This is a genomic window from Hyalangium minutum (genome assembly GCF_000737315.1).
In the GTDB taxonomy this organism is placed as follows: domain Bacteria; phylum Myxococcota; class Myxococcia; order Myxococcales; family Myxococcaceae; genus Hyalangium; species Hyalangium minutum.
Genome location: NZ_JMCB01000001.1, coordinates 946,445 through 967,945 on the forward strand (window position 1 = coordinate 946,445; position 21,501 = coordinate 967,945).

The window sequence follows — 21,501 nt, forward strand, 5'->3', positions numbered from 1 at the left end:
GAATGCATAGCGTCCCTATCCGAGGGTGCCGACGCGCCGCCTGGCCGGAGTGGTGACCTGGGGACCCTGCATCTGCGCGAGCTCGAGCGTGAAAGTCAGGAGCAGCACGCCTACGAGCAGGATCAGGATCATCACTCTCAGCGCGGTGGGATCGATGTTGAGGACCAAGATGGCTCCCGGCACCAAGCCTAACATCGCAAGCGTCCAGGTGTACAGCCGCAGCCGTGCCTTGGGCGGATCCATCCGGAGGTAGGTGAAGGTCTCGGTGATGAAGGAGGCCAACAAGCCGAAGCTCACCACGATCACCGACGTGGCCGCCGGGTAGCGCAGGACCAGTTCACACACCGATGACGAGGCTCACGGTCGTGGTGGTGGAGCCCCCGATGTTCAAGGTCTGGCACGTCCGGGCGCCCTCCACCTGATAGTCCCCCGCCGTTCCCGTCACCTGCTTGAAGGCGTCGAGCGCCATGCGCACACCCGTGGCGCCCACCGGGTGCCCCAGACCGATGAGCCCTCCCGAGGGGTTGATGGGCAGCCGGCCCTTCAGCTCGATGGAGCCGTCCTCGATGGCCTTCCAGGACTCGCCCGGCGCCGTGAGGCCCAGGTGATCAATGGCCATGTACTCCGTCATAGCGAAGCAGTCATGGGTCTCCACGACATGCAATTCGCTCACGTCCTTGAGGCCCGCGCGGGTCCGGGCGTCCTCGATGGCGCGCCGCACCTGGGGAAAGACATAGGGCTGGCCCTCGCTGGCGCGCACCTTGGCCGCGTAGCTGATGGGCGCCGAGCGGTGTCCCCATCCCCGGATGCGCGGCAGGCGCTCGAGCGAGAGGCCCCGGCGGGCAGCGTACTCAGCGGCACGCCGAGGCGTGGCCAGGAACACCACCGCCGAGCCATCCGTCACCTGGCCACAGTCCTGCTTGCGCGTTCTGCCTTCCACCACGGGGTTGGCCTCGTCGTGGGCGGTGAAGCTCTCCGGGGTGAAGCTCCACTGGCGCGTCTGGGCATTGGGATTGCGCTTGGCATTGGCGAAGTTGAGCTCCGCGATGCGCATCAGGTGCTCGTAGCGCAACCCATGGCGCCGCTCGTACTCGTCGGCCAGGTCCGAGAACGCTCGCGGCCAGAGGTAGCGAGCGTCGGTGAACTCGTGTCCAGCCCAGGCCGCGGCGCCGAGGTTACGGGCTGCCTGCTGCCCCGGCACGTTGCGCATCTGCTCCAGGCCCACCACGCAGGCCAGCTCATACCGGCCCGCCTCCAGCTCCGCCGCCGCGGCGAGCAGGGCCACGCTCCCCGAGGCACAGGCCGCCTCGTGGCGCGCGGTGGGCAGCCCATCGAAGGCCGGGTCCACCTGTCCAAAGAATCCGCCGAGCAGCCCCTGCCCCGCGAAGAGCTCGCCCACGAAGTTGCCCACGTGGCCGCACTCCACCTCCTCGGGCTCCAGCCGGGTGGCGGCCAAGCCGCTGCGCACGGTCTGGGTGAAGGCGTCCGCGAGTTCCAGGCCCTGGCGCGACCAGTGCGCCGAGAAGTCACTCTGCCAGCCGCCAAGCAGGTAGATCATGGGGCCTCACCCTACCCCGCGCCGGAGACCCCTGGCCACCGGGCGCCCTCAGGGACGAATACGCATGCGCATCGCTGTGACTGGCACGCACCGAGTGGGAAAGTCGACGCTCCTTGAAGAGCTCGGGGACCGGCTCGTGGGCTATCAGGTCGTCGAAGAGCCGTACCACCTCCTCGAAGAGGAGGGTTACGAGTTCGCTTCCCCACCGAGCTTGGAAGACTTCCTCGAACAACTTCGCCGCTCGATGGAGTTGCTCGAAGACGCGGAGGCTGCGCGAGACGTTCTGTTTGATCGGTGCCCCATCGACTTTCTGGGATACCTCCTGACTCACGAGGACTCCGATTCCTTCGACCCGGAGGAGTGGCTTGCCCGGGTCCGTTCCACCCTTCAGACCCTGGATCTCGTCGTCTTCGTGCCCATCGAGGAGCGCGACCGCATCCCGCTCTCTGCACACGAAGATCCCGAGATGAGGGCGACGGTGGACGAGAAGCTCGCCTGGATGCTGCTCGACGACCCATGGGAGCTGGGGGTGGAAGTCCTCACCGTCCACGGGTCGACGAGCGCGCGGGTCACCCAGGTTCTCGAGCGCCTGGAGCGAGGATAGCCTGACCACAGGGAAGCCCGGGCAGATGCGCCTTCTGCTTGCCCGGGTGCCTCCCGCGAAGGTCCCGCTACCGCAGCCGCCAGACACCGCTGGAGTACGCCGGAACCACGAACTGCCACGAGTTGGACGTGCTGGCCTCGGCGCCCGCCTGCACCTGCGGATCCACGAAGAGCGGATCCAGGGGAGCACCGGGCAGCACCTGGCTCACGGTGGCGGGCGAGGCGCCCAGGTTGTGGACCACGAGCACGCGCTCGCCCGGAGCCTCACGGAGGTAGGCCACCACAGCGGGCGCCGCATCGCTCCGAGGCAGCGGCTTGAGCGTCCCCACGCGCAGCGCGGGAGAGTCATGGCGCAGTTGGATGAGCTTCCGGTAGCGCTGCAGCAGCGAGCCCGGATCGGCGAGCTGGGCCGCCACGTTGCGCTGCTGCCAGCCCGCGACGAACGGCGCCCACGGCTTGCCGGTGGTGAAGCCAGCCTTCTCCGTGCCATCCCAGGGCAGCGGGAGGCGCTTGGCCGGATCCCGATCGCGCCCCTCCACGGGGCCGTTGGGCATCCCGAGCTCCTCGCCGTAATAGAGGAAGGGAGTACCCGGCAGCGTCAGCAGCACCGCCGGAGCCACGCGGATGCGTCCCTCCTGTCCCTCGAGCCGGGTGGCCACGCGCACCTGATCGTGGTTGGCGAGGAACGGCGCGGTGAGCGCACCGGAAGGAAACGCGGTGCTGAACTCCTCGATGCGGGCATGCAGCCTCGCCGCATCGCCATACTGGAGCGAGTCCAGGATGGCCTCGGCCACCGGGAAGTAGAACAGCATGGGCAGCTCATCGCCGCCGCGTACCTTCTCCGTCGAGCCGTAGTACGGAAGGATGTCCTTCGAGTCGCTCCACACCTCGCCCACGAGGAGCGCATCGGGGCGGACGCTGCGCACATGGGCGGAGAACTCCTTCCAGAAGTCGTGAGTCTCCGGGGTGTCGTTCTGCTCCTCGCCGGGGCCTCGCTCGACCATGTGGCGGGCGGCATCCAGCCGGAAGCCGTCCACGCCGCGAGCCAGCCAGAGCGAGGCCAGGCGCTTCACCTCGGCGCGGACCTCGGGGTTGCGGTAGTTGAGGTCCGGCATGCCGCTCCAGAAGATGCCGTAGTAGTAGGCGCCGTTCTTCTCGTGCCACACGGGCCCGTCGCCCCACGGCTGCTTCCAGCCCGGGTTGTCCTGGCGCCACACGTACCAGTCACGCTTGGGAGACTGGGGCGAGGACGCGGACTCCACGAACCACGGGTGCTGGGCGCTGGTGTGGTTGAGGACGAAGTCGATGACGATGCGAATGCCGCGCTGGTGGGCCTCTCGCACGAGCCGATCGAAGTCCTCCTGTGTGCCGTACTCGGAGTCGACCTTCTCGTAATCCACCACGTCATAGCCGTGGTAGCTGGGGGACTCGAACATGGGCATGAGCCACAGCGCCTCGACGCCGAGCCCCTTCAGGTAGTCCAGCTTGGAGGTGAGCCCGTTGAAGTCGCCCACGCCATCGCCGTTCGAGTCGGCGAAGCTGCGGACGAAGACTTCATAGAAGACGGCGCCCCGGGCCCACTCGAGCTGCCAGCCCGAAGCCGGAGCCGCTTCCGCGGAGGGGCGCGAGGACGACGGCGTCGCGCAGGAGACGAGCGCGACGCACAGCAGGGCCAGGGCACGAACGGAGAGGAGCCGGTTCATGGGCGCACACCTTACCCCTTTCGAGGGCAGGCCGAGCCTCAGGGCACCTTCTTACCGTTGCGGATCCACTCTTCGCGGCGCTTGTCCTGGAGCTGCTTGCGCGCGAGCGCCTCGTCCGTCTGGCGAGGCACCTCCTTGAGCCGATCCTGGTGCATGCGGATGCTGAGGTCCAGCAGGCCCTTGTCGCGATCGGGGAGCTTGTCGCCGTAGTCGGTGAGCATCCGCTGAGCGATGGCGATGGCGTCCTCGGAGGCCTTCCGGCGGTAGTCGAAGTAGCGGTGGATCTCCTCCTCGGAGGCATCACCGGCCTGCACCTTGCCGAAGACCTCGTTCCACTTCCGGAGCGTCTCGGCTCGCTTCTGGAGGACCTCCGGATCCTTCGTGGGGGCCTCGAGCTCCCAGTACAGGTTGCCGGGCGTCTTGGCCCGGAGCTCGTCCATGTTCACGGGATAGTCGGTGGGCGGCTGCTCGGAGGACTCGTCCACCGGACGCTGCAGCAGCTTGTCGAGCGCCTCTCCCGGAGGCGGCCCCGGCGGAGCCTGGGGCGTCGGCACGGGGGGAACCGGAGCAGGAGCGCTCGGCGCCGCCGCCACGGGACGCTCGGAAGTCTCCACAGGCGGAGACTCCTCCCCGCGAACGAGCCATGCGAACACGGCCGCGACGAGCACAGCGGCCACACCAACCAACAGAGGGATCTTCCAGCCTGACTTGGAGGGCATTGTCGGTTTTCTAACGACTTCCTCGGGTTCTGGACTTTCTGTTCACTCCCGGTGTACCACGCAACTCCCCCGAACCCGGAGGAATCCGAATGAAGCGACTTCTCTTTCCAGGGCTGCTGGCCCTGATGCTGGTGCCCGCGGCGGCACGCGCCGAAGTGCTGCTGCCGGCCATCATCGACGTGTTGGTGGACGGCGGTAACAACTATGCCTGGCAGAAGGTGGCCCTGCCGGGAACGGTGTGCGGCAACGGCTCGCAGTACAAGTTCTGGATCCGCAAGACGAGCTCGCCCAACCTGCTGTTCCTGTTCGAAGGTGGCGGTGCGTGCTGGGACTACGACACGTGTAGCGGCCGTGCGGGCGTGCTGGGCGCGGCGAACCCGAACGGCATCAGCGACGACTACATCACCCAGTTCACGGCGAAGTACGTATCGCCCATCGTGAACGGGGCGGACCCGGGCCTGCCGCTGCGCGACAAGCGCGAGCTGGTCACCAAGGACTGGAACATCGTCTACATGCCGTACTGCACGGGCGACGTGCACGTGGGCAACAACACGGCCACGTACGTGGACCAAACGGGGGCCAACCCGCCGCTGGTGTGGCGCCACAACGGGTATGCGAACACGATTGCGGCGGCGAACTACGCGAAGACGCAGTTCCCGTCGGTGCAGAAGCTGCTGGTGACGGGCTACAGCGCGGGCGGCGCGGCGACCTCCTCGTCGTACTACTTCGTGCGCCGCATCATCAACCCGGCGCGCGGCTACCTACTGAACGACTCGGGCCCCATCTTCCTGGCGGCGAACGTGAATGACTTGTCGCGCGGGCTGCACACGCAGATCCGCCAGTCGTGGAACATGAACTCGGTGTTCGCGCAGCTGCCGGGGACGTTCGATCAGAACAACTTCGGCAGCATCAACCGGATGGTGGCGCAGGAGTTCCCGAACGACCAGCTGGCGTACACGGGCTACACGCAGGACTACAACTACTCGCGCTTCTCGTACGAGCGCTTCAAGACGCCGAACGACGAGGCGTCGGTGCACAACTACTGGAAGCAGGATCAGGACCGGCTGGTGGCGGAGCTGAACCTGTACAACAACTTCAGCTACTTCATCCCGCACCACCGGCCCATCAACGCGAGCCACTGCAGCACGGTGATCACGTTCATTGGCGCGCACGCGTGCCAGCGGATGGAGAAGAAGCGCTGGTACGAGTACATCGATTCGCCTTGGCAGAGCTGGAAGTGCAACAGCGAGTTCGTGCCGATGGACGTGTTCCTGAAGCGGTGGATCGCGGACAACCAGCGCGTGCGCATCTACGAGCCGCAGAACGGGTACAACAACGAGGACCCGGGCATGAGCGCGGTGGCGGGTCTGATCAACATGGCGCTCGGCGGCTAATCCGCACCGAGCCCAGAGCCTGAAGCACCCAACCCCTGCCCCGCCGCGAGTGCCTCTTCGAGAGGGGGCTCGCGGCAGTGGCGGGGGTTGTTTTCTGCGGGGGAGACGGCGGTTCCGCCCCATCGGGGCCCATGCGAGGCTGCGCGCGCATGAGTGTCCAGATCGAGAAGAGCGGCCCCGTCACCACCGTCATCCTCCACCGCCCCGAGGTGCGCAACGCCGTGGATGGCCCCACGGCGAGAGCGCTGGTGGAGGCCTTCGAGGCGTTCGACGCGGATCCGGACGCGAAGGTGGGGGTGTTCTACGGAGAGGGAGGCACGTTCTGCGCGGGCGCGGACCTGAAGGCCGTGGCCGAGGGGCGGCTGCCGCACCTGGCCCCAGAGGGAGACGGGCCCATGGGCCCCTCGCGGATGCTGCTGAGCAAGCCGGTGATCGCAGCGGTGACAGGGCACGCGGTGGCGGGGGGCTTGGAGCTGGCGCTCTGGTGTGATCTCCGGGTGGCAGAGGAGGACGCGGTGCTGGGCGTCTTCTGCCGACGCTGGGGCGTGCCACTGATTGACGGTGGGACGGTGCGGCTGCCCCGGCTGATCGGCCTGTCACGGGCGCTGGACCTGATCCTGACGGGGCGGCCGGTGTCCGCGCAGGAGGCGCTGGGCATGGGGCTGGTGAATCGGGTGGTGCCCAAGGGCCAAACCCGAGCGGCGGCCGAGGCGCTGGCGAGGGAGCTCGCGGCCTTCCCACAGGCCTGCATGAACGCGGACCGCCGCTCCGCCTACGAGCAGGCCTCGCTGCCGCTGGAGGCCGCGCTCCGGCAGGAATTTCTCCGTGGCGTCCAGGTACTGGAGACCGAGTCTCTTTCCGGAGCCCAGCGCTTCGCCCAGGGAGCAGGCAGACACGGCAAGTTCGAGTAGTTCCTCCAGGAAAGGAACAGAGCACATGCCCCCGAACAGCCACCATCACCTATGGGCCGCGCTCTTGCTGAGCATGGTGGCAGTGTGCGGAGGAATGGGCTGCGCAAGCAGCAAGCAGCAAGGGCCCAACCCTGTCGTGGGCGTCATCACCCCCGAGTACTTCCGCTTTCGGGAGATCGTTCCGGATGATGACCCGCACGTGCCCTCTGGGGGGTGGCGTGCGGTCTGCATCCATGCCCTGCTCAAGCATGGAACCTCGGAGGCCAGGTCGGTCTGCAAGTTCGAGGTAGGCCTGCCCCTGCGGAACGAGAAACAAGGCCTCATTCCGCAGGAAGAAGCTCAATTCGCCGCCGCCTCCATGGCCAACCGGGCTGTCCGCGACGTCTTATCTCGTGCACACCCTGGGGAGATGCTTGCCGTCTTGTGCAGGGACTTCAAAACAACGTACGACGCGATGTTGAAAGCCAAGTACGCGGGCGCTCAGGTCGGAGAATGCAGGACCGCAGGCATCGAAACGGTCCCTTTTGGTATCAGGCTTGGAGAGGAACCCACTCCATGATGGACCTGACAGAAGCAAGCTTGGTGGAGGTTGCGCGGCGCTTCTATCCCGAGGGATATCCCGTCACTTCCGATGAGTACGGGCAGGACGGGTTGCTACCGCATCAACGGACCCCCGAGTACGCGCGCTTTCTCGAAGCCTGGGACAAAGCCATGGCCTGGCCTGAGTGGAAGACGCTCTTCCAGGAGATGCGCAGTGTGTTTCCACGCTACGGCGACTGCACTCAGCCCTGGGCCGCCAGTTGCCGCAGGTGCTGCGTGTACATCTGGCGGCCACTGCCTGAGGGTGCTCGTCACCTCACGATTGTCGCGGCAGCCGTCAGCGTTCTCGCCCCCCTTTACCTCGTCTACTGCACCACGGAGGTGGTGGTGGACAAGGACTCCCAGGAACGTCACGTCTTCTTGGAGCTCCCCGAAGAGGTCAAACCTCAAGCCGCCGCACTCTCAGCCTTGGTCGAGCGCGTCTTGGGCTATCAGGCGTTCCCGCTCCGGTTCGCCAACGTCTCCGTACCCGGCCTCCGCGTCGACGGAGTCGACTGGCGGAAGGAGCCCACCTTGCTCGATGCGCTCTTCGACACCGATCTCGACAGCCTCTTCTGACCGTTGGCCGTCCTGGGCAGGCGTGCGAGCCCTCTACCGAGCAGGGATGCTCCATTTCCCTACCCCTTGAAAACTTTGAACGCCACATATAGGTTATATGCCGTAGACCTCGGGCACCTATAAAAATAAGGTTTCCGGCGATGGATACCACCGATTACCGCATCGTGGACATGCTGCAGAAGGACGGGCGGGCGACTCAGCTTGAGATCGCCCGGGCGATCAACCTGTCCCAGCCAGCCACCGCCGAGCGCATCCGCAAGCTCGAGAGCAACGGCGTCATCACCGGCTACACGGCCCAGGTGGATGCCACCAAGCTCGGCAAGGACATCACCGCCTTCATCGGGGTGACCATCGAGCACCCGAAGTATTTCGAAAACTTCTCCAAGAAGGTCTTGGAGCTGCCGGAGATCCTCGAGGCCCACCGCGTGGCCGGCCAGGACTCCTACCTCCTCAAGGTGAAGACGTCGAACACGAAGAGCCTGGATCAGCTCCTCGTGGAGACGCTGCGCACCATCGAGGGCGTCACCCGGACTCACACCACCATTGTTCTGACTTCCATCAAGGAGGAGACGCACGTTCACGTCTCCCCCGAGCACCTGAGAGGAGACTGACCATGTCCATGATGAGCAGCGCGATGGTTGCGCCCACCCCCGTCTCCCTGCGGCTGGCCCAGCGCATGTCGCGCATGAAGACCTCGGCGGTGCGCGAAATTCTCAAGGTGGCCGAGCGCCCGGAGATTCTCTCGTTCGCAGGCGGGCTGCCGGCGCCGGAGCTGTTCCCGGTGGAGGCCATTGCCCAGGCACACGCCGAGGTGTTCGCCAACGAGGGCCCCGCGGCCATGCAGTACAGCACCACGGAGGGCTACGGCCCTCTGCGTGAGTGGATCTGCGCGCACCTGGCCCAGCGCGGTCAGCGCGCGACCATCGAGCAGGTCATCACCACGGCGGGCTCTCAGCAGGGCATCGACCTGGTGGCCAAGGTGATGTTGGACCCGGGCGACGTCGTCGTGGTTGAGAACCCCAGCTACCTGGCGGCGCTGCAGAACTTCGACGGCTACCAGGCCCGCATCGAGTGCGTGGGCAGCGACGACGAGGGCATGAAGGTGGACGAGCTGGAGGAGCTGGCCAGCCGGTGCCGCCCGAAGCTCATCTACCTCGTCCCGAACTTCCACAATCCGAAGGGGACCACCCTGTCCCTGGCACGGCGGCACGCGCTGGTGCGCTTCGCGCAGCGGCACGGGGTGCTCATCCTCGAGGACAATCCCTACGGCGAGCTGCGCTTCCGGGGCGAGGCCCTGCCCTCGCTGGCCTCGCTGGATGACACAGGCGTGGTGGTGCAGCTCGGCACGTTCTCGAAGACGCTGGCGCCGGGGCTGCGGATCGGCTGGGCGGTGGGCTCGCGGGAGATGATGCGCAGCCTCACCATCGTGAAGCAGTCCACGGACCTGCACACGGCGACGCTGGCGCAGCGGGCCACGGCGCGGCTGCTGAAGACGTTCGACTACGACGCGCACCTGCTGCGGCTGAGGGCGGTGTACGGGCAGCGCTGCCAGACGATGCTGACGGCGCTGGAGACGTCCATGCCCGAGGGCACGAAGTGGACGCACCCGGACGGCGGCATGTTCCTGTGGGTGGAGCTGCCCAAGGGCATGCGGGGCGAGGAACTGCTGCCCCGCGCCATCGAGCAGCGGGTGGCGTTCGTGCCGGGCAGCCCGTTCTTCGCGGCGAACCCGAGGGCCGAGTGCATCCGCCTGAACTACTCCAACCGCCCGCCCGAGCTGATTGAAGAGGGCATGCGGCGGCTGGCCTCGGTGCTGTCGGCGCAGTAGGCCCGCCGCCCCACTCCGCCTCAGCTCGCGATGGCGGGCCCGAGCCCCAGGAAGGCCCGGGTCCGCTCGTGCCGGGGGTGGGTGAGGACGCGGCCCGGCGTCCCCTCCTCGATGATGTTCCCGCCGTGCAGCACCAGGACGCGCGAGGCCAGCTCCTGGGCGAAGCGCATCTCGTGAGTCACCGTGACGATGGTGAGCCCCTCGGAGCGAAGCTGCTCCAGGAGCGCCACCAGCTCCCCCACCCGCTCCGGGTCCAGCGCGCTGGTGGGCTCGTCCAGGAGGAGCACCTCGGGATCCATGGCCAGGGCGCGGGCGATGGCCACGCGCTGCTGCTCGCCGCCGGACAGCTCCGAGGGGTAGGCGCCCTCGCGGTGGGACATGCCCACCTTGGCCAGGAGCGCCTTCGCCCGCTCGGTCGCTTCCTTCACGCTCTGGCCCTTCACGTGAACGGGCGCCTCGATGACGTTGCCGAGCGTGGTGCGGTGCGCGAACAGGTGCCACTGCTGAAAGACGAAGCCCACGCGCCGCCGCACGCCCCAGAGCTGGGCCGACTGGGCGCGGGCATGGCCGGGCTCGAGCACGCAGTCACCCACCTTCACCGAGCCGGTATCGAAGGACTCCAGGCCATTGAGGCAGCGCAGCAGGGTGCTCTTGCCGCCGCCGGAGGGGCCCAGGAGGGCCACCGCCTCGCCCTTCTCGAAGGTGGCGCTGATGCCGTTGAGGACGGTGCGATCCGCGTACCGCTTGGTCAGCTCTCGAACCTCGATCATGCCCGCTCCAGCTTCGCCTCGAGCGTGCGCGCGAGGCGGGACAAGGGGTAGCTCATCGCCAGGTAGAGCGCCGCGCACAGCGCGCCTGGCAACAACCAACTCCGCACATCCACCGCGGTGATCGTCATGCGCTTGGTCAGCTCCACCACCGAGATCACCGACACCAGCGAGCTGTCCTTCAGCAATGCAATGAAGTCATTCGTCACTCCAGGCAAGGCCACCCGGAAGGCCTGGGGGATCACCACCCGCCTGAGCGCCAGGGGGGTAGGCATGCCCAGCGCGAGCGCAGCCTCCAGCTGGCCCTTGGGCACGGCCAGGATGCCCGCGCGGTACACCTCGGCTTCGTAAGCGGCGTAGTTGAGCCCCAACCCCAGGATGGCGGCACTCAGGGGGTCCAGCCTCAGCACGGCTGCGAGGCCGTAATACAGGACATAGAGCTGGAGCAACACGGGGGTGCCCCGGAGCAGCTCGACGTAGGCGGTGGTGAGGCCCCCCAGCCAGCGAGGCCCGTAGAGACGCCCCAGGGCCAGCAGCATGCCCAGGGGAATGGCGAGCACCATGGCGCCCACGGACACGAGCAGCGTGACGAGCGCGGCCTGTAGGAAGAGGAGGATCTGGCTCCAGCCCATGTGGGCGGTGACGGTCTGCGAGAACAGCTCACGGGACTGGGCCTCGGTCCACTCCACCATGCGCTGCTCGGCGGCGTTGTCGATGTTCCAGCGGCGGAGGATCTCCCGGAGCTCGCCGGAGCGAGCGATGCGGCCCAGCGCATCATCCAACGCCTGACGCAGGTCGTCCTCGCCGGGGCGCACGGCGATGGCGTAGTAGCCCTCGCCCACGTCGCCCACCACGCGCAGGCCGGGGCGCGTCATCCCGTATTGTTGGGCGATGATGTCGTCCATGAGCACGGCATCCAGGCGGCCTTGCTCCAGATCGATATAGGGCTCCTGGACGCCCTCGTAGGGGACAGCCTGGGCGCCGGTGCGCAAGAGCATCTCCCAAGCCTGGGAGTTGGAGAGCGTGCCCACGCGCAGCCCGCGCAGCGCCTCCAGGCCGGTGATGCTGGAGTCGCCCTGCCGCACCATGAGCCGGAGCTGGAAGAGGTAATACGGGCGCGTGAAGAGGACGCGGCCGGTGCGGGCGGGAGTCACTTCGATGCCGTTCAGGGCGACGTCGAACGAGCCACCGCGCTCAAGCGTGGGGATGAGGCTGGACCAGTCGTTCTGGACGAACTCGGCGCGCACGCCCAGCTCGCGGGCGAGGGCATCGGCCAGTTCCACCTCGAAACCCCGGTACTGGCCGGGGTGCTCGGGATCCTCCATGGCATAGGGCTCGCCGCCTTGCGCATCGGCGCCCCAGCGCAGCACACCGGCACGCTGCACGCGTTCGAGCCCGGAACCCTCCTTCTGGCCACAGGCCGTCAGTTCCATCAGAGCCACCAGGGCCAGGAAGGCGCTGGCGAGAGCAGAAGAACGTCGCGGCCGGGGAGGAGGTTCGCCTGTCATGTCATGCAAGGGATCGAGGCGCTCGGGCAGTGAATCGAGCGGCTCTACACATACGGCAAAACAGCGAGGGGTTCCAGCGGGGTCCTTCGTCGGGGCCTACGTCGACTCGCGGTCGCGGCTCTGCATGGCCTGGCTCGCCACCACATCCGCGGTGGTGAGGTCCATCGTCACCAACCGCCCGTCCTTGCGGGTGATCACCCGGGGCTCGCGCTGCCCCAGGCCGGCTACCAGGACGCGCAGGCTCTCGGGCGTGCCGTGGCTCTCCGCAGTGGCGTGCTCCCGCCACAGCTTCTCGAGTTCCACCATGGTGCGCTGCACCTGCGCGGGGTTCGGCTTCGCGCGCAGCGGCTCCAGCAGCTCCACCGTCCGCTTCGCGCCTTCGGGGGTGAGCCCCCAGAGCACGGCATTCCGGCGGATCCCCACGCGGAGCAGCGTCCGCGCCCCCAGGGCATCTCCTTTCTGGGTGCGCGCGATGACCGTCCCCGCCAGCGCTCGGGCCGTCCGGCAGGCCACGCGCTGGAGATAGCCCACGCCTCCGAACTGGTAGTGCCCCGTGAACAACCCGCTCGCGGCGAGCTGCCCCAGGACTCCGGGCTGAGAGAGCGAGACCGCCTCAGGAGGGATGAGCGACAGCAGCGAGGGCTCCCCGTGCGCCTGGGCGTGCAGGGCCTGCCGCAGCAAGGACTGGCCCGCATGGGTGGCCCCCACCACATCCAGGCTCCCCAGACAGACCAGGGCCTCGTCGTTCAGCTCCGGGCAGAGCGGCCGCAGCACGCCTCGCAGCACGGCCACGTGCATGCACGCGATCAACATCTCCACGAGCGGCTCGGAGGCCCGCTCGAACGCTTCCCACGCGGCGCTCTCCTCCGGCTCCGGATCATAGAGGCTCTGCAGGTGCCGCAGCCGCGCGAAGCCCGGGACGCAGCGCTGCCGGGCCTCGCGCAGGGCTCCCGTGAGGGCCTCCGCCAGCTCCCGGGCTCCGGCGCTGTCTCCCTGAAGCGCGAGCGCGGCAGCGAGCTGCACGCCCCAGGCGGCCCCTCGAGGAGCGTGAGCGAGCTCCTGGGCCACGCTGGCAGCCAGCGCCCCCGCCTTGTGGGGGCCCTCGGACTGGAGGAGCCCGGAGATGAACGTCTGCGCCATCAGCCGCAGGGAGAGCGGCGCGAGCAGCTCGCCGGACCGGAGCAGCGCCCTGATGACGGCCTCTCGCTCCACCCCGAGGCCGAGCCACTCCCGCCCCAGGGTGCCCAGCCACGACTGAGAGCGCTCGATGACCGCGTGGCGGTAGGTGAGGCTGACCCCGACCCGCAGCGCCTGCTCGAGCCCAGCGGCTCGCCCCACGGCGCTCACACCGGCGCTCGCCAGGGCCTCGGCCTCCCCTGCTCCCGCCGAGACCAGCAGCTTCTCGAAGGCCTCCGCGCTGTTGGGACCCACTTGGATGGCCGTGCGCGAGACGAGCGCGGCGATCTTCTGGCGCTCCTCGGAGGTGCACGCGCCGACCTTGTCCGCGAGCGCTTCAACTTGGGGGCGGACCTGCTCCGAGAACAGCCGCCGGAACGCCTCTCCGCGCTCCGGGCCGAGCTGCAGGTTGAGGTGACGCATCAGGCTCACGGGAGGCTCGCCCTGGCGCTCCAGGTGCTCGATGAAGAGCGCCTTGTTCCGCGCCTGATCGTACTGAGACTCCTCGGGATCATCGCCGTGCAGGTAGGTGCGCACCGAGGCGGTCTCGAGCGAGTCCAGCTCATCATCCGGATGCCTCCGGCTCGCCGCGAGCACGGACGAGGCCGAGGCCTGCTTGCGCAGACGCTTCCGGGCCTTGCGCAGGCTGGCGCGCTTGAGCGCCGCGAAGGCCGCACCCAAGGTTCCCGCCAGCAAGGTCTTCGCGGAGGTAGGGCTGTCGGAGAGTTCACCCGCCTCCAGGCTGCCCGGCTCGTGCGAGGACTCCGACGACTCGCTCCGAACGGTCTCCTTGCGCCGGGCGGGGGCCTCACGCGCGGCGGGCTGCGAGGCGGAATCCACCAGGCCGCGCACGAGCTGGCCCGCGAGCTTGCCTGCGGAGACGAAGGCCGAGCCGAACTGCTGGGCCACCTGCCGCGCATTGACGGGCGCCGGTGTGCCCGCGGCCTGCGGGGCCGGAGCGCCATGAGGCTCGGGCGCCGCCGGGGCGGGAGCGGCCGGTGCGGAGGAAGCTGGAGCCGACGGAGGGCTGACGGGCGCCGCGGGCCTGGGCGAGGCCGCAGGCCTCGGCAGAGGCACTCCGGGTGGAAGCGACGAGCCGATCTTCGCCATGGGCAGAGGCCCTCAGACTACCAGCTCAGATGGGGAGCTTGAAGGTGCCCCCACCCTTGAGCTCGGCCGCCTGAATCTGGATGCCCGAGAACAGCGCCTCGGCGGTGGAGCGGCTCGCCGAGAGCTTCTCCGCGCGGACCGAGTAGGTGAAGACACGGGCCAGCCCCTTGGTGACCACGCACAGCTGGTATTGGCCGATCTTCACTCCCTCCGCCAGGAACGAGTGCTCCCGCAGGTGGCCGGAGAGGCTGCCGAAGCGGGCCGGCCCCTCCTTGTGCACCACGTACTGCTCCAGGGTGCGCGCCATCGAATCCTTCATGTCCGCCACGTAGGACTCGAGCGTCACCGTCTCGGGAAGGGTCTGGGGCGTGATGGCCAGATTGGTACGAAAGCCTCGATCCATAGGCCCGTGGGCGACAATGAAGCTGCCGTCGGACCAGCCGGAGGGGAGCATCACCGAGTATTCGCCGTGGCGGAGCGTCTGAGGTGCCATGAAGGAAGTGTCTGGAAGTGCTGCCGCGGAGCAGGCCGCCCGGAAGAGCGGCCCACCCCGCAGAGGTGAAGAGGACTAGCGAGGCGAGGTGAGCAGGTCTGGGATGTCCGTCTTGGCGTACCGGCCCACAGCCCACGACGCGATGCCCGCCCCGAGCCCGACGACGGCGCCCACCACGGTGCCGGGCCCGGGGACAATGCTGCCCGTGGCCGCTCCGGCGGCGATCCCCAGGCCAATGACACCCGCGCCGACGCCAATCAAGGCCTGCGCCTGCTTGTAGCCATCATGGCCCGCGTTCGCGTAATCCATGGCGCCGGTGACCGCGCTCAGGCCCGCGCCCGCGAACCCCAGCCAGCGGGATGCAAACTGGCTGGCCCCCCTCAAGCCCCCCAGCTTCCCCGCGAAATAGTCGGCCGACTCAGCGGCCATGGCCTGTGGGTTGGCCAGCGTCCGCGCGGTCCGGACGGTGTTGTTCGCCCAGTCGGCCGTCCCCAGGGCGTTGCCCCCCAGTGCGAGCGAATCGCGCAGCACCTTCTCGGAGTTGCCCTCGCGCACGTTCTGGGCGAGGGACTGCACGTTGGAGATCGTGCTGGTCACCTGCGCCGCCAGCCCGATCGGGTTGGTGCCGAACTTCAGCCCGTTGAGGGCCGTGGTCCGATCCATGGCCTCGAGCGCCGTCTTGGGCAGGCCCAGGACGTTGTTCATGGTACCGAACGTCGTGCTCGCGGCGCTCGCCTGGGCGTTGTCCGCGGGGGTGGCCGGGCGCGGCCCCTCCGGACCCGCGAACCGCTGCAACTGGCCCACCATGGCCTCCTGCGCGCCCGTGGCCAGATCCCGCTGCTCGGACGTGAGGTGGCTGGCGTCGTTGACGGGCTGCCCGTTGACCGTGAGCGAGTACGGATCCACCTGCCGGTTGCCGTCCAGGCTCGCCTGCGCCACGTCGCCTCCCCTCCTCAGCGTCTCGGTGCCACGGACGAACTCCAGCCCCTGGTCTGTCACGCGGCTGGTGAGGTCCTCCCGCATGTTCACCGGCTCTTGGCCCGGCTCGAAGCGGGTGCTCTCCGTCGTCTCATTCACCTCCAGCCCTTGCGCCGTCTGCTGCTGCGTGCGGGTGTAGTCACCAACCTGGCGCACCCCGTTCTCGTCGGTGGCGTCCGTGTGGCGGCGATCCACCTGACCATCGGCGCCGTAGGTGGAGTTGGTGGTCTGGCTCGCCCCGCGCATCTGCTGGTTCTCATCCTCCCACTGCGTCCGCTCCTCCTGCGTCACGTTGGCGCCCTCGGCGCGGCTGTAGCTGACGTGCTGGTAGGTGCTCACGCCCTCCACCACGTCGTTCTGCCGCATCTCGTTGGGAGAGATCTGCTTCTGGAGCGACCAGGCGCGGGGCTGCTGCTGGCCGTCGGCCCCCGTCACGTCCGAGGACGTGGCACGCACGCCGTCCTGCGAGTAGGAGACGTCACGGGCGCGCTCGGTGGTGCCATTCGCGTGGGTGACGGTGGTGTGGGTCTCCACCACGTCCACGGGACGGTTTGCGTCGAACTCCCCTTGCAGGTTGCCGTGGATGCCCTGGGTGGCCTGATCTTCGGGAGGCAGTTCCCCTTCCACGAGCGGCCGGTTGAGCGGCTCGTTGGGCTGCTGCACTCGGAAGGCTCTCGTCGAGTCCGTCACATTGTCGGCGTTGGATGCCACGGTGCGCTCGCTGAGCCCTCCTCCCTCCTGGCGGGTCCAGGTCCGGCTGTTGGTGGAGACGGCCGGATCCCTCTGGGCCTGGAGTTCCTGCTGGCTCGGCGGCGGCGGGGGCTGCTGGCTGGGAGGCTGGTGCCAGGTGGCCGTCTCGGAGGTGGTCTCCTGGGGACTGACGCGGACGGACGTGCGGTTCGCCGTGCCATCCGGTGCGTAGGTGGTGTCATCCACCGAGAGCCGATCTCCCGCCTGCTCGGACGAGCGCGTGCGGGTGACGTTGCCCTGGCCATCGCGCTCCGTCACGGTGACGCGGTTGCCCTCGCGCTGGACGTTGGGATCCGGAGGAACCTGGTTGGCACGGGCCTGATCCTCTCCGGCGATGCGCTGCGCGTCCTGCTGGGTGGCGTTCTGCGCGGCATCGACCTGGGCCCGGTCGTCGGTGACTTCATGAACCTGGACAGCATCCTGGGCGCCCTGGACCGCGCGCGGATCCGCGGGAGGCGGCGTCGAAGTGGGCGTGGAGGCCGGGGTCGCCCCGGGGCCACTGCCAGGCGCGCCAAACCCCTGCGTCGGGGGCGCGGAGGGTTGCGCGGACGTCGGGTTCAGCGAGAGCGCGGCAGAGGCATTCGTGGGCGAAGCTTGCTGGGGCTGCTGCGGCGGCGGGGGCTGCTGCTGAGGAGGCTGCTGGAACGTATCCTTGGGAGGAGGAGGCGGCGGCTGGGGAGGCGTCGGCGGGGGCGGGGGCGGCGGCGGCGGCGGCGGCGGGATCCGAATCGACATTGCTCTCCCTGTCGGTAGGTAGGCACAGCGCGCCGGGACGGGCACGCTGTAGGGAGTTATCGGATTATGGGAAACCCTGTTGCGGATTTCCCAATTTTTGGTGCTCAGGCCTGGAAAACCCCGTGTTTTCCAAGTCTTAGCTTCCGATCAACCGGTCCGTGACCCACTTCTGGAAGCCAGGCTACCGGCAGGCGGTCTTCTCGTTCAGGAGGTTGATGTGGCCCTCGGCGTTGCCCTCGAAGGAGACGGCGTAGATGCCACCATCGAAGCTGCCATTGCTGAAGGCGACGTGAGCCTGGGGCGCCAGCACCGTGCCCCAGAAGCCGAAGCCCTGAGCATCGACGCGGGTGGTGTCCACGAAGTTGAAGAGCACGCCGTGCTGGTTGATGCCGCCACCGAACTGGATGCCGAAGCCGGTGAAGGTGGCCGAGGCGCCGCGGATGTTCACCACCACCAGCGAGTCGGCAGGAGCCTCGATGGACAGCAGCTTGGCACCGGTCAAGGCGCTGGCATCCACGTCCACCACGTTGGTGGTGGCGCTGGTGCCGCGCAGGAAGATGCCGCCCCAGTTCTCACGGCGGGTGGTGCCATTGGCCGGCATCGCGCCCAGCTGGGAGGACAGCTGGCGCAGCTGCTGCCCACGGGCCGCGAAGTCGATGGGCGAGCCCTGAGCAGCCGAGCCGCGCGGCAGCGTCACCGACGGATCGATGGTGAGCGCGCCGCCGTAGTGCACATCCCCGAAGACCGCGCCACGGGACAGGGAGAGGTTGCCACCGACCACCAGGGTGTTGACCGTATCGCTGGTCTCCAGGCCCGAGCCCACGGCGAAGTCGGTCATGCTCATGTTGCCGCCGACAGCCACCTTGCCCACCACATCGTGCCCGCCGGTGTAGTTGCCCAGCAGGAACAGGTTGTAGTCATTCAGGCTCACCCGGACGCACTGCGGAGTCGGCGGGGGGCAGAGGGTCTGATCGTCGAGGCGGTTGATGTGGCCCTCGGCGTTGCCCTCGAAGGAGGCGGCGTAGATGCCACCATCGAAGCTGCCGTTGCTGAAGGCGACGTGGGCCTGAGGGGCCAGCACTGTGCCCCAGAAGCCGAAGCCCTGAGCATCGACGCGGGTGGTGTCCACGAAGTTGAAGAGCACGCCGTGCTGGTTGATGCCGCCGCTGAACTGGATGCCGAAGCCGGTGAAGGTGGCCGAGGCGCCGCGGATGTTCACCACCACGAACGAGTTGGCAGGAGCCTCGATGGACAGCAGCTTGGCGCCGGTCAAGGCGCTGGCATTCAGGTCCACCACGTTGGTGGTGGCGCTGGTGCCGCGCAGGAAGATGCCGCCCCAGTTCTCACGGCGGGTGGTGCCGTTGGCCGGCATCGCGCCCAGCTGAGAGGACAGCTGGCGCAGTTGCTGCCCACGGGCCACGAAGTCGATGGGCGAGCCCTGAGCCGCCGAGCCGCGCGGCAGCGTCACCGACGGATCGACGGTGAGTGCGCCGCCGTAGTGCACATCCCCGAAGACCGCACCGCGAGATAGGGAGAGGTTTCCACCGACCACCAGGGTGTTGACCGTGTCGCTGGTCTCCAGGCCCGAGCCCACGGCGAAGTCGGTCATGCTCATGTTGCCGCCGACAGCCACCTTGCCCACCACGTCGTGCCCGCCGCTGTAGTTGCCCAGAACGAACAGGTTGTAGTCGTCCAGGTTCACGTTGAGGCAGGACGGCTCAGGAGAGGGCTCAGGGGTGGGCTCGGGAGAGAGCTGCGGCGCGGCCTCTGCGGACACGGAAGCGGACTGAGCCGCACCCTTCGAGGTGCTCTCCTCCGACGACAGCTCACCGCAGGCCATCAGGAGGGACACTCCCAACAGGCCGAAGGTCTTGGCAGGGTTCCAGTTCTTCTTGAAGGACGTGCGCATAGGAGGCTGGGGGAAAGAGGCGCTCGGCGCCTGGGATTTCACTGGGGGTCAACCGCGGACATTCATGTACCCGAAGTGAAATTTTCCTCGCAAGTCAAAATTCAGTCTTTTCACATTATTCCGCTATTTCTCAATTTATAAGATTCGAGGCACCGGTTTAGAATGGGCCTGTCTGATCAGAAGCGGGGGTCTGTCATGCAAAGGTTCGCGGTGTTGCTCGGTGGAGTCGTGCTCGCGGGTTCGGCGCTGGTCCCGGTGTCCGCGGAGGCCGCGGCACGGGTGCTCGGAAGTGGCTACGGCCGCATCTGTTACGAGGCGGCCCGGGCGGGACAGGCCTCGGCGCAGGGGCTGGAGACCTGCAACAAGGCGCTGGCCGAGCAGGAGCTGGAGCCCGCCGATCGCGCGGCGACGCTGGTGAACCGGGGCATCCTCCACATGTACGCGAAGCAGCACGCGCAGGCGCTCGCCAGCTACGAGGAGGCGCTGAAGGTGGATCCGGATCTGGCCGAGGCCTACGTGAACAAGGGCATCGCGCTGGTGAACCTGGGCCGTGACGCCGAGGCGGTGGCGGCGAGCAGCCGCGCGCTGGAGCTGAGCCCCTCGCGGCCGGAGCTCGCCTACTACACGCGCGGAGTCGCCCACGAGATGCTGGGCAACGCGAAGGCCGCGTACAACGACTACCGCCAGGCCGCGCAGCTCAGCCCCGAGTGGAAGGAGCCGCAGACGCAGCTCCAGCGCTTCTCGGTGCAGCCCAAGGGCCGGGGCTGAGCCTCACTCCCGGAGCACTCGGCCTGGAACTCGTGGAGCCTTCACCCCCGGGGGGCGTGAGGTAAGGTGCGCCCCCGCTCCCCTGTGCGTGAACCTCCATGACCTCCGCTGCAACCGCAGCCCCTGCGCCTTCGAGCGCGCTGCGCAACCCGGGCTTTCGAATCTTCCTGCTCACGTTCCTGCTGGCCATGATGGCCGACAACGTCGAGCACGTGATCAGCTACTGGGTGGCCTACCAGAAGTTCCACTCGGCGGCGCTGGGGGGATTCGCGGTGGTGTCCCACTGGCTGCCCTTCTTGGTGTTCTCGGTGCCGGTGGGGGCGCTCAATGACCGGTTCGACTCCCGGCGCCTCATCCAGTGCGGAATGGTGCTCTTCATCATCGCCTCCGCGGGCTGGGGGTACTTCTTCGTCACGGACTCCCTGCAGGTGTGGCACGCGATGGTGCTGCTCACCCTCCACGGCTGCGCGGGCGTGCTGTGGAGCACCTCCAGTCAGATGTTGCTCTACGACATCGTGGGGCCGGTGTCCCTGGCCAGCGCGGTGCGCCTGAACGCCACGGCGCGCTACCTCGGATTCCTGGTGGGCCCCAGCGTGGGCAGCATCATCATGCGGACGCTCGGGCCCACCTGGGGCATCTTCCTCAACACGGTGTTCTATCTGCCCCTGCTGCTCTGGATGACGGGCGCGCCCTATGGCCGGCACTTCCGCGGGGCGGCCACGGGCCCCAAGCGGGCCGTCCGGGGGCTCGCCGACATCGTGCAGACGGTCCGCGACGTGCGCGAGCTGCCCGTGGTGGCGGCCATGGTGCTGCTGGCGGGGGCGGCGTCCTTCTTCATCGGCAACAGCTACCAGGCGCAGATGCCGGGCTTCGCGCAGGACCTGGGCCATGGAGACCCCGGGCTGACCTACACGCTCCTGCTGGGAGCGGATGCGGCCGGAGCCCTGCTCGCGGGCATCCTGCTCGAGACACGGGGGACGTGGCTGCGCACCGAGGTGGCCTCCGCGATCAAGCTGGCCTTCCTGTGGGGCTGCGCGCTCTTCACGTTCTCGTTCATGCGTGCATACCCAGCGGCCATTGTCGTGCTCTTCCTGGCCGGTTTCCTGGAGCTGTCCTTCAGCAGCATGACCCAGGCGCTGGTCCAGCTGAATGCGCCGGACGCCATCCGTGGCCGCGTGCTGGGACTCTTCAGCATGTCGGCCTCCGGTCTGCGGGCCTTCAGCGGCATCACCGTGGGGCTCCTGGGGAGTGTCACCAACATTCACGTCTCACTCGCCGTGTCCGCCCTGGCCTTTGTGACAGTGGCGGGCGTGCTGCTCTTCCGGCGCCGCGCTCAGAGCACGGCGGTAGGCTGAAGCGCTGGGCTCGGCTGCTCCCCAGGGGGCCTGGGCATGGAACGGGTGCGTCAGCGTGTTACGAAGGGTTGCTTCCCC

The 21,501-nt window shown here is 68.1% G+C and carries 19 protein-coding genes; 9 read left to right on the top strand and 10 right to left on the bottom strand.

The features are described from left to right. Positions 1-15: 15 nt before the first annotated feature. Together DB31_RS03580 and DB31_RS03585 are read right to left on the bottom strand one after the other, a co-directional pair. Entirely contained in the window at positions 16-345 is a 330-nt protein-coding gene (locus DB31_RS03580) for a hypothetical protein (protein ID WP_044181874.1), read from the bottom strand. Next, the gene (locus DB31_RS03585) at positions 338-1,558 is read right to left on the bottom strand and encodes an acetyl-CoA acetyltransferase (protein ID WP_044181877.1); all 1,221 of its coding nucleotides are present in this window, start codon (positions 1,556-1,558) and stop codon (positions 338-340) included. Before DB31_RS03585 ends, DB31_RS03580 begins: the two co-directional genes overlap by 8 nt. Positions 1,559-1,622: 64 nt before the next feature. Between DB31_RS03585 and DB31_RS03590 the strand changes: the two genes are divergently transcribed. Then, positions 1,623-2,162, top strand: coding sequence for an ATP/GTP-binding protein (locus DB31_RS03590; RefSeq protein WP_044181879.1), 540 nt, complete (start codon positions 1,623-1,625; stop codon positions 2,160-2,162). A gap of 67 nt (positions 2,163-2,229) precedes the next feature. Here the strand turns inward: DB31_RS03590 and DB31_RS03595 are convergent, their stop codons facing one another. Beyond that, positions 2,230-3,864, bottom strand: coding sequence for an alpha-amylase family glycosyl hydrolase (locus DB31_RS03595; RefSeq protein ID WP_052419681.1), 1,635 nt, complete (start codon positions 3,862-3,864; stop codon positions 2,230-2,232). A 38-nt stretch (positions 3,865-3,902) separates the two neighbouring features. Continuing rightward, positions 3,903-4,583: a hypothetical protein gene (locus DB31_RS03600; RefSeq protein ID WP_044181881.1), complete on the bottom strand. Its 681-nt coding sequence runs from the start codon at positions 4,581-4,583 to the stop codon at positions 3,903-3,905. A gap of 89 nt (positions 4,584-4,672) precedes the next feature. Here DB31_RS03600 and DB31_RS03605 point away from each other — a divergent pair, with 89 nt between their 5' ends. The 6 genes from DB31_RS03605 to DB31_RS03630 all read left to right on the top strand — a co-directional run bounded on the left by DB31_RS03605 (position 4,673) and on the right by DB31_RS03630 (position 9,874). Further along, on the top strand, positions 4,673-5,977 hold the full coding sequence (locus DB31_RS03605) for a pectin acetylesterase-family hydrolase (RefSeq protein ID WP_044181883.1): 1,305 nt from the start codon (positions 4,673-4,675) through the stop codon (positions 5,975-5,977). Between the two features lie 149 nt (positions 5,978-6,126). After that, positions 6,127-6,888 carry a crotonase/enoyl-CoA hydratase family protein gene (locus tag DB31_RS03610; protein WP_044182359.1) on the top strand — a complete coding sequence of 254 codons (762 nt, stop codon included), beginning with the start codon at positions 6,127-6,129 and terminating at the stop codon, positions 6,886-6,888. A 25-nt stretch (positions 6,889-6,913) separates the two neighbouring features. Then, positions 6,914-7,447, top strand: coding sequence for a hypothetical protein (locus tag DB31_RS03615; protein WP_157231787.1), 534 nt, complete (start codon positions 6,914-6,916; stop codon positions 7,445-7,447). Next, complete coding sequence (locus DB31_RS03620) at positions 7,444-8,046, top strand: hypothetical protein (protein WP_044181889.1); 603 nt, start codon at positions 7,444-7,446, stop codon at positions 8,044-8,046. Before DB31_RS03615 ends, DB31_RS03620 begins: the two co-directional genes overlap by 4 nt. A 140-nt stretch (positions 8,047-8,186) precedes the next feature. Then, positions 8,187-8,657: an Lrp/AsnC family transcriptional regulator gene (locus tag DB31_RS03625; protein ID WP_044181892.1), complete on the top strand. Its 471-nt coding sequence runs from the start codon at positions 8,187-8,189 to the stop codon at positions 8,655-8,657. Positions 8,658-8,665: 8 nt separating this feature from the next. Then, positions 8,666-9,874: an aminotransferase-like domain-containing protein gene (locus DB31_RS03630; protein WP_044182362.1), complete on the top strand. Its 1,209-nt coding sequence runs from the start codon at positions 8,666-8,668 to the stop codon at positions 9,872-9,874. Positions 9,875-9,894: 20 nt separating this feature from the next. Here DB31_RS03630 and DB31_RS03635 read toward each other — a convergent pair whose 3' ends face one another. The 6 genes from DB31_RS03635 to DB31_RS48550 form a co-directional block, all read right to left on the bottom strand. Then, a complete protein-coding gene (locus DB31_RS03635) occupies positions 9,895-10,644 on the bottom strand; it encodes an amino acid ABC transporter ATP-binding protein (protein WP_044181894.1) in 750 nt (249 codons plus the stop codon). Next, entirely contained in the window at positions 10,641-12,074 is a 1,434-nt protein-coding gene (locus DB31_RS03640) for an ABC transporter substrate-binding protein/permease (protein ID WP_052419682.1), read from the bottom strand. The genes DB31_RS03635 and DB31_RS03640 overlap by 4 nt, the downstream gene beginning before the upstream one ends. A gap of 171 nt (positions 12,075-12,245) precedes the next feature. Then, positions 12,246-14,435, bottom strand: a complete 2,190-nt coding sequence (locus DB31_RS03645) for a hypothetical protein (protein WP_157231789.1) — start codon at positions 14,433-14,435, stop codon at positions 12,246-12,248. A gap of 25 nt (positions 14,436-14,460) precedes the next feature. Further along, positions 14,461-14,928 carry a DcrB-related protein gene (locus DB31_RS03650; protein ID WP_052419683.1) on the bottom strand — a complete coding sequence of 156 codons (468 nt, stop codon included), beginning with the start codon at positions 14,926-14,928 and terminating at the stop codon, positions 14,461-14,463. 75 nt (positions 14,929-15,003) lie between these two features. Beyond that, the gene (locus tag DB31_RS49875; RefSeq protein ID WP_052419684.1) at positions 15,004-17,391 is read right to left on the bottom strand and encodes a hypothetical protein; all 2,388 of its coding nucleotides are present in this window, start codon (positions 17,389-17,391) and stop codon (positions 15,004-15,006) included. 181 nt (positions 17,392-17,572) lie between these two features. Further along, the gene (locus DB31_RS48550) at positions 17,573-19,300 is read right to left on the bottom strand and encodes a choice-of-anchor A family protein (protein WP_075305831.1); all 1,728 of its coding nucleotides are present in this window, start codon (positions 19,298-19,300) and stop codon (positions 17,573-17,575) included. Positions 19,301-19,495: 195 nt separating this feature from the next. On the opposite strand from DB31_RS48550, the gene DB31_RS03670 reads away from it, so the two are divergent. Beyond that, a complete protein-coding gene (locus DB31_RS03670; protein ID WP_044182372.1) occupies positions 19,496-20,068 on the top strand; it encodes a tetratricopeptide repeat protein in 573 nt (190 codons plus the stop codon). Positions 20,069-20,166: 98 nt separating this feature from the next. Next, positions 20,167-21,423: an MFS transporter gene (locus DB31_RS03675; RefSeq protein WP_044181905.1), complete on the top strand. Its 1,257-nt coding sequence runs from the start codon at positions 20,167-20,169 to the stop codon at positions 21,421-21,423. Positions 21,424-21,501: the final 78 nt, after the last annotated feature.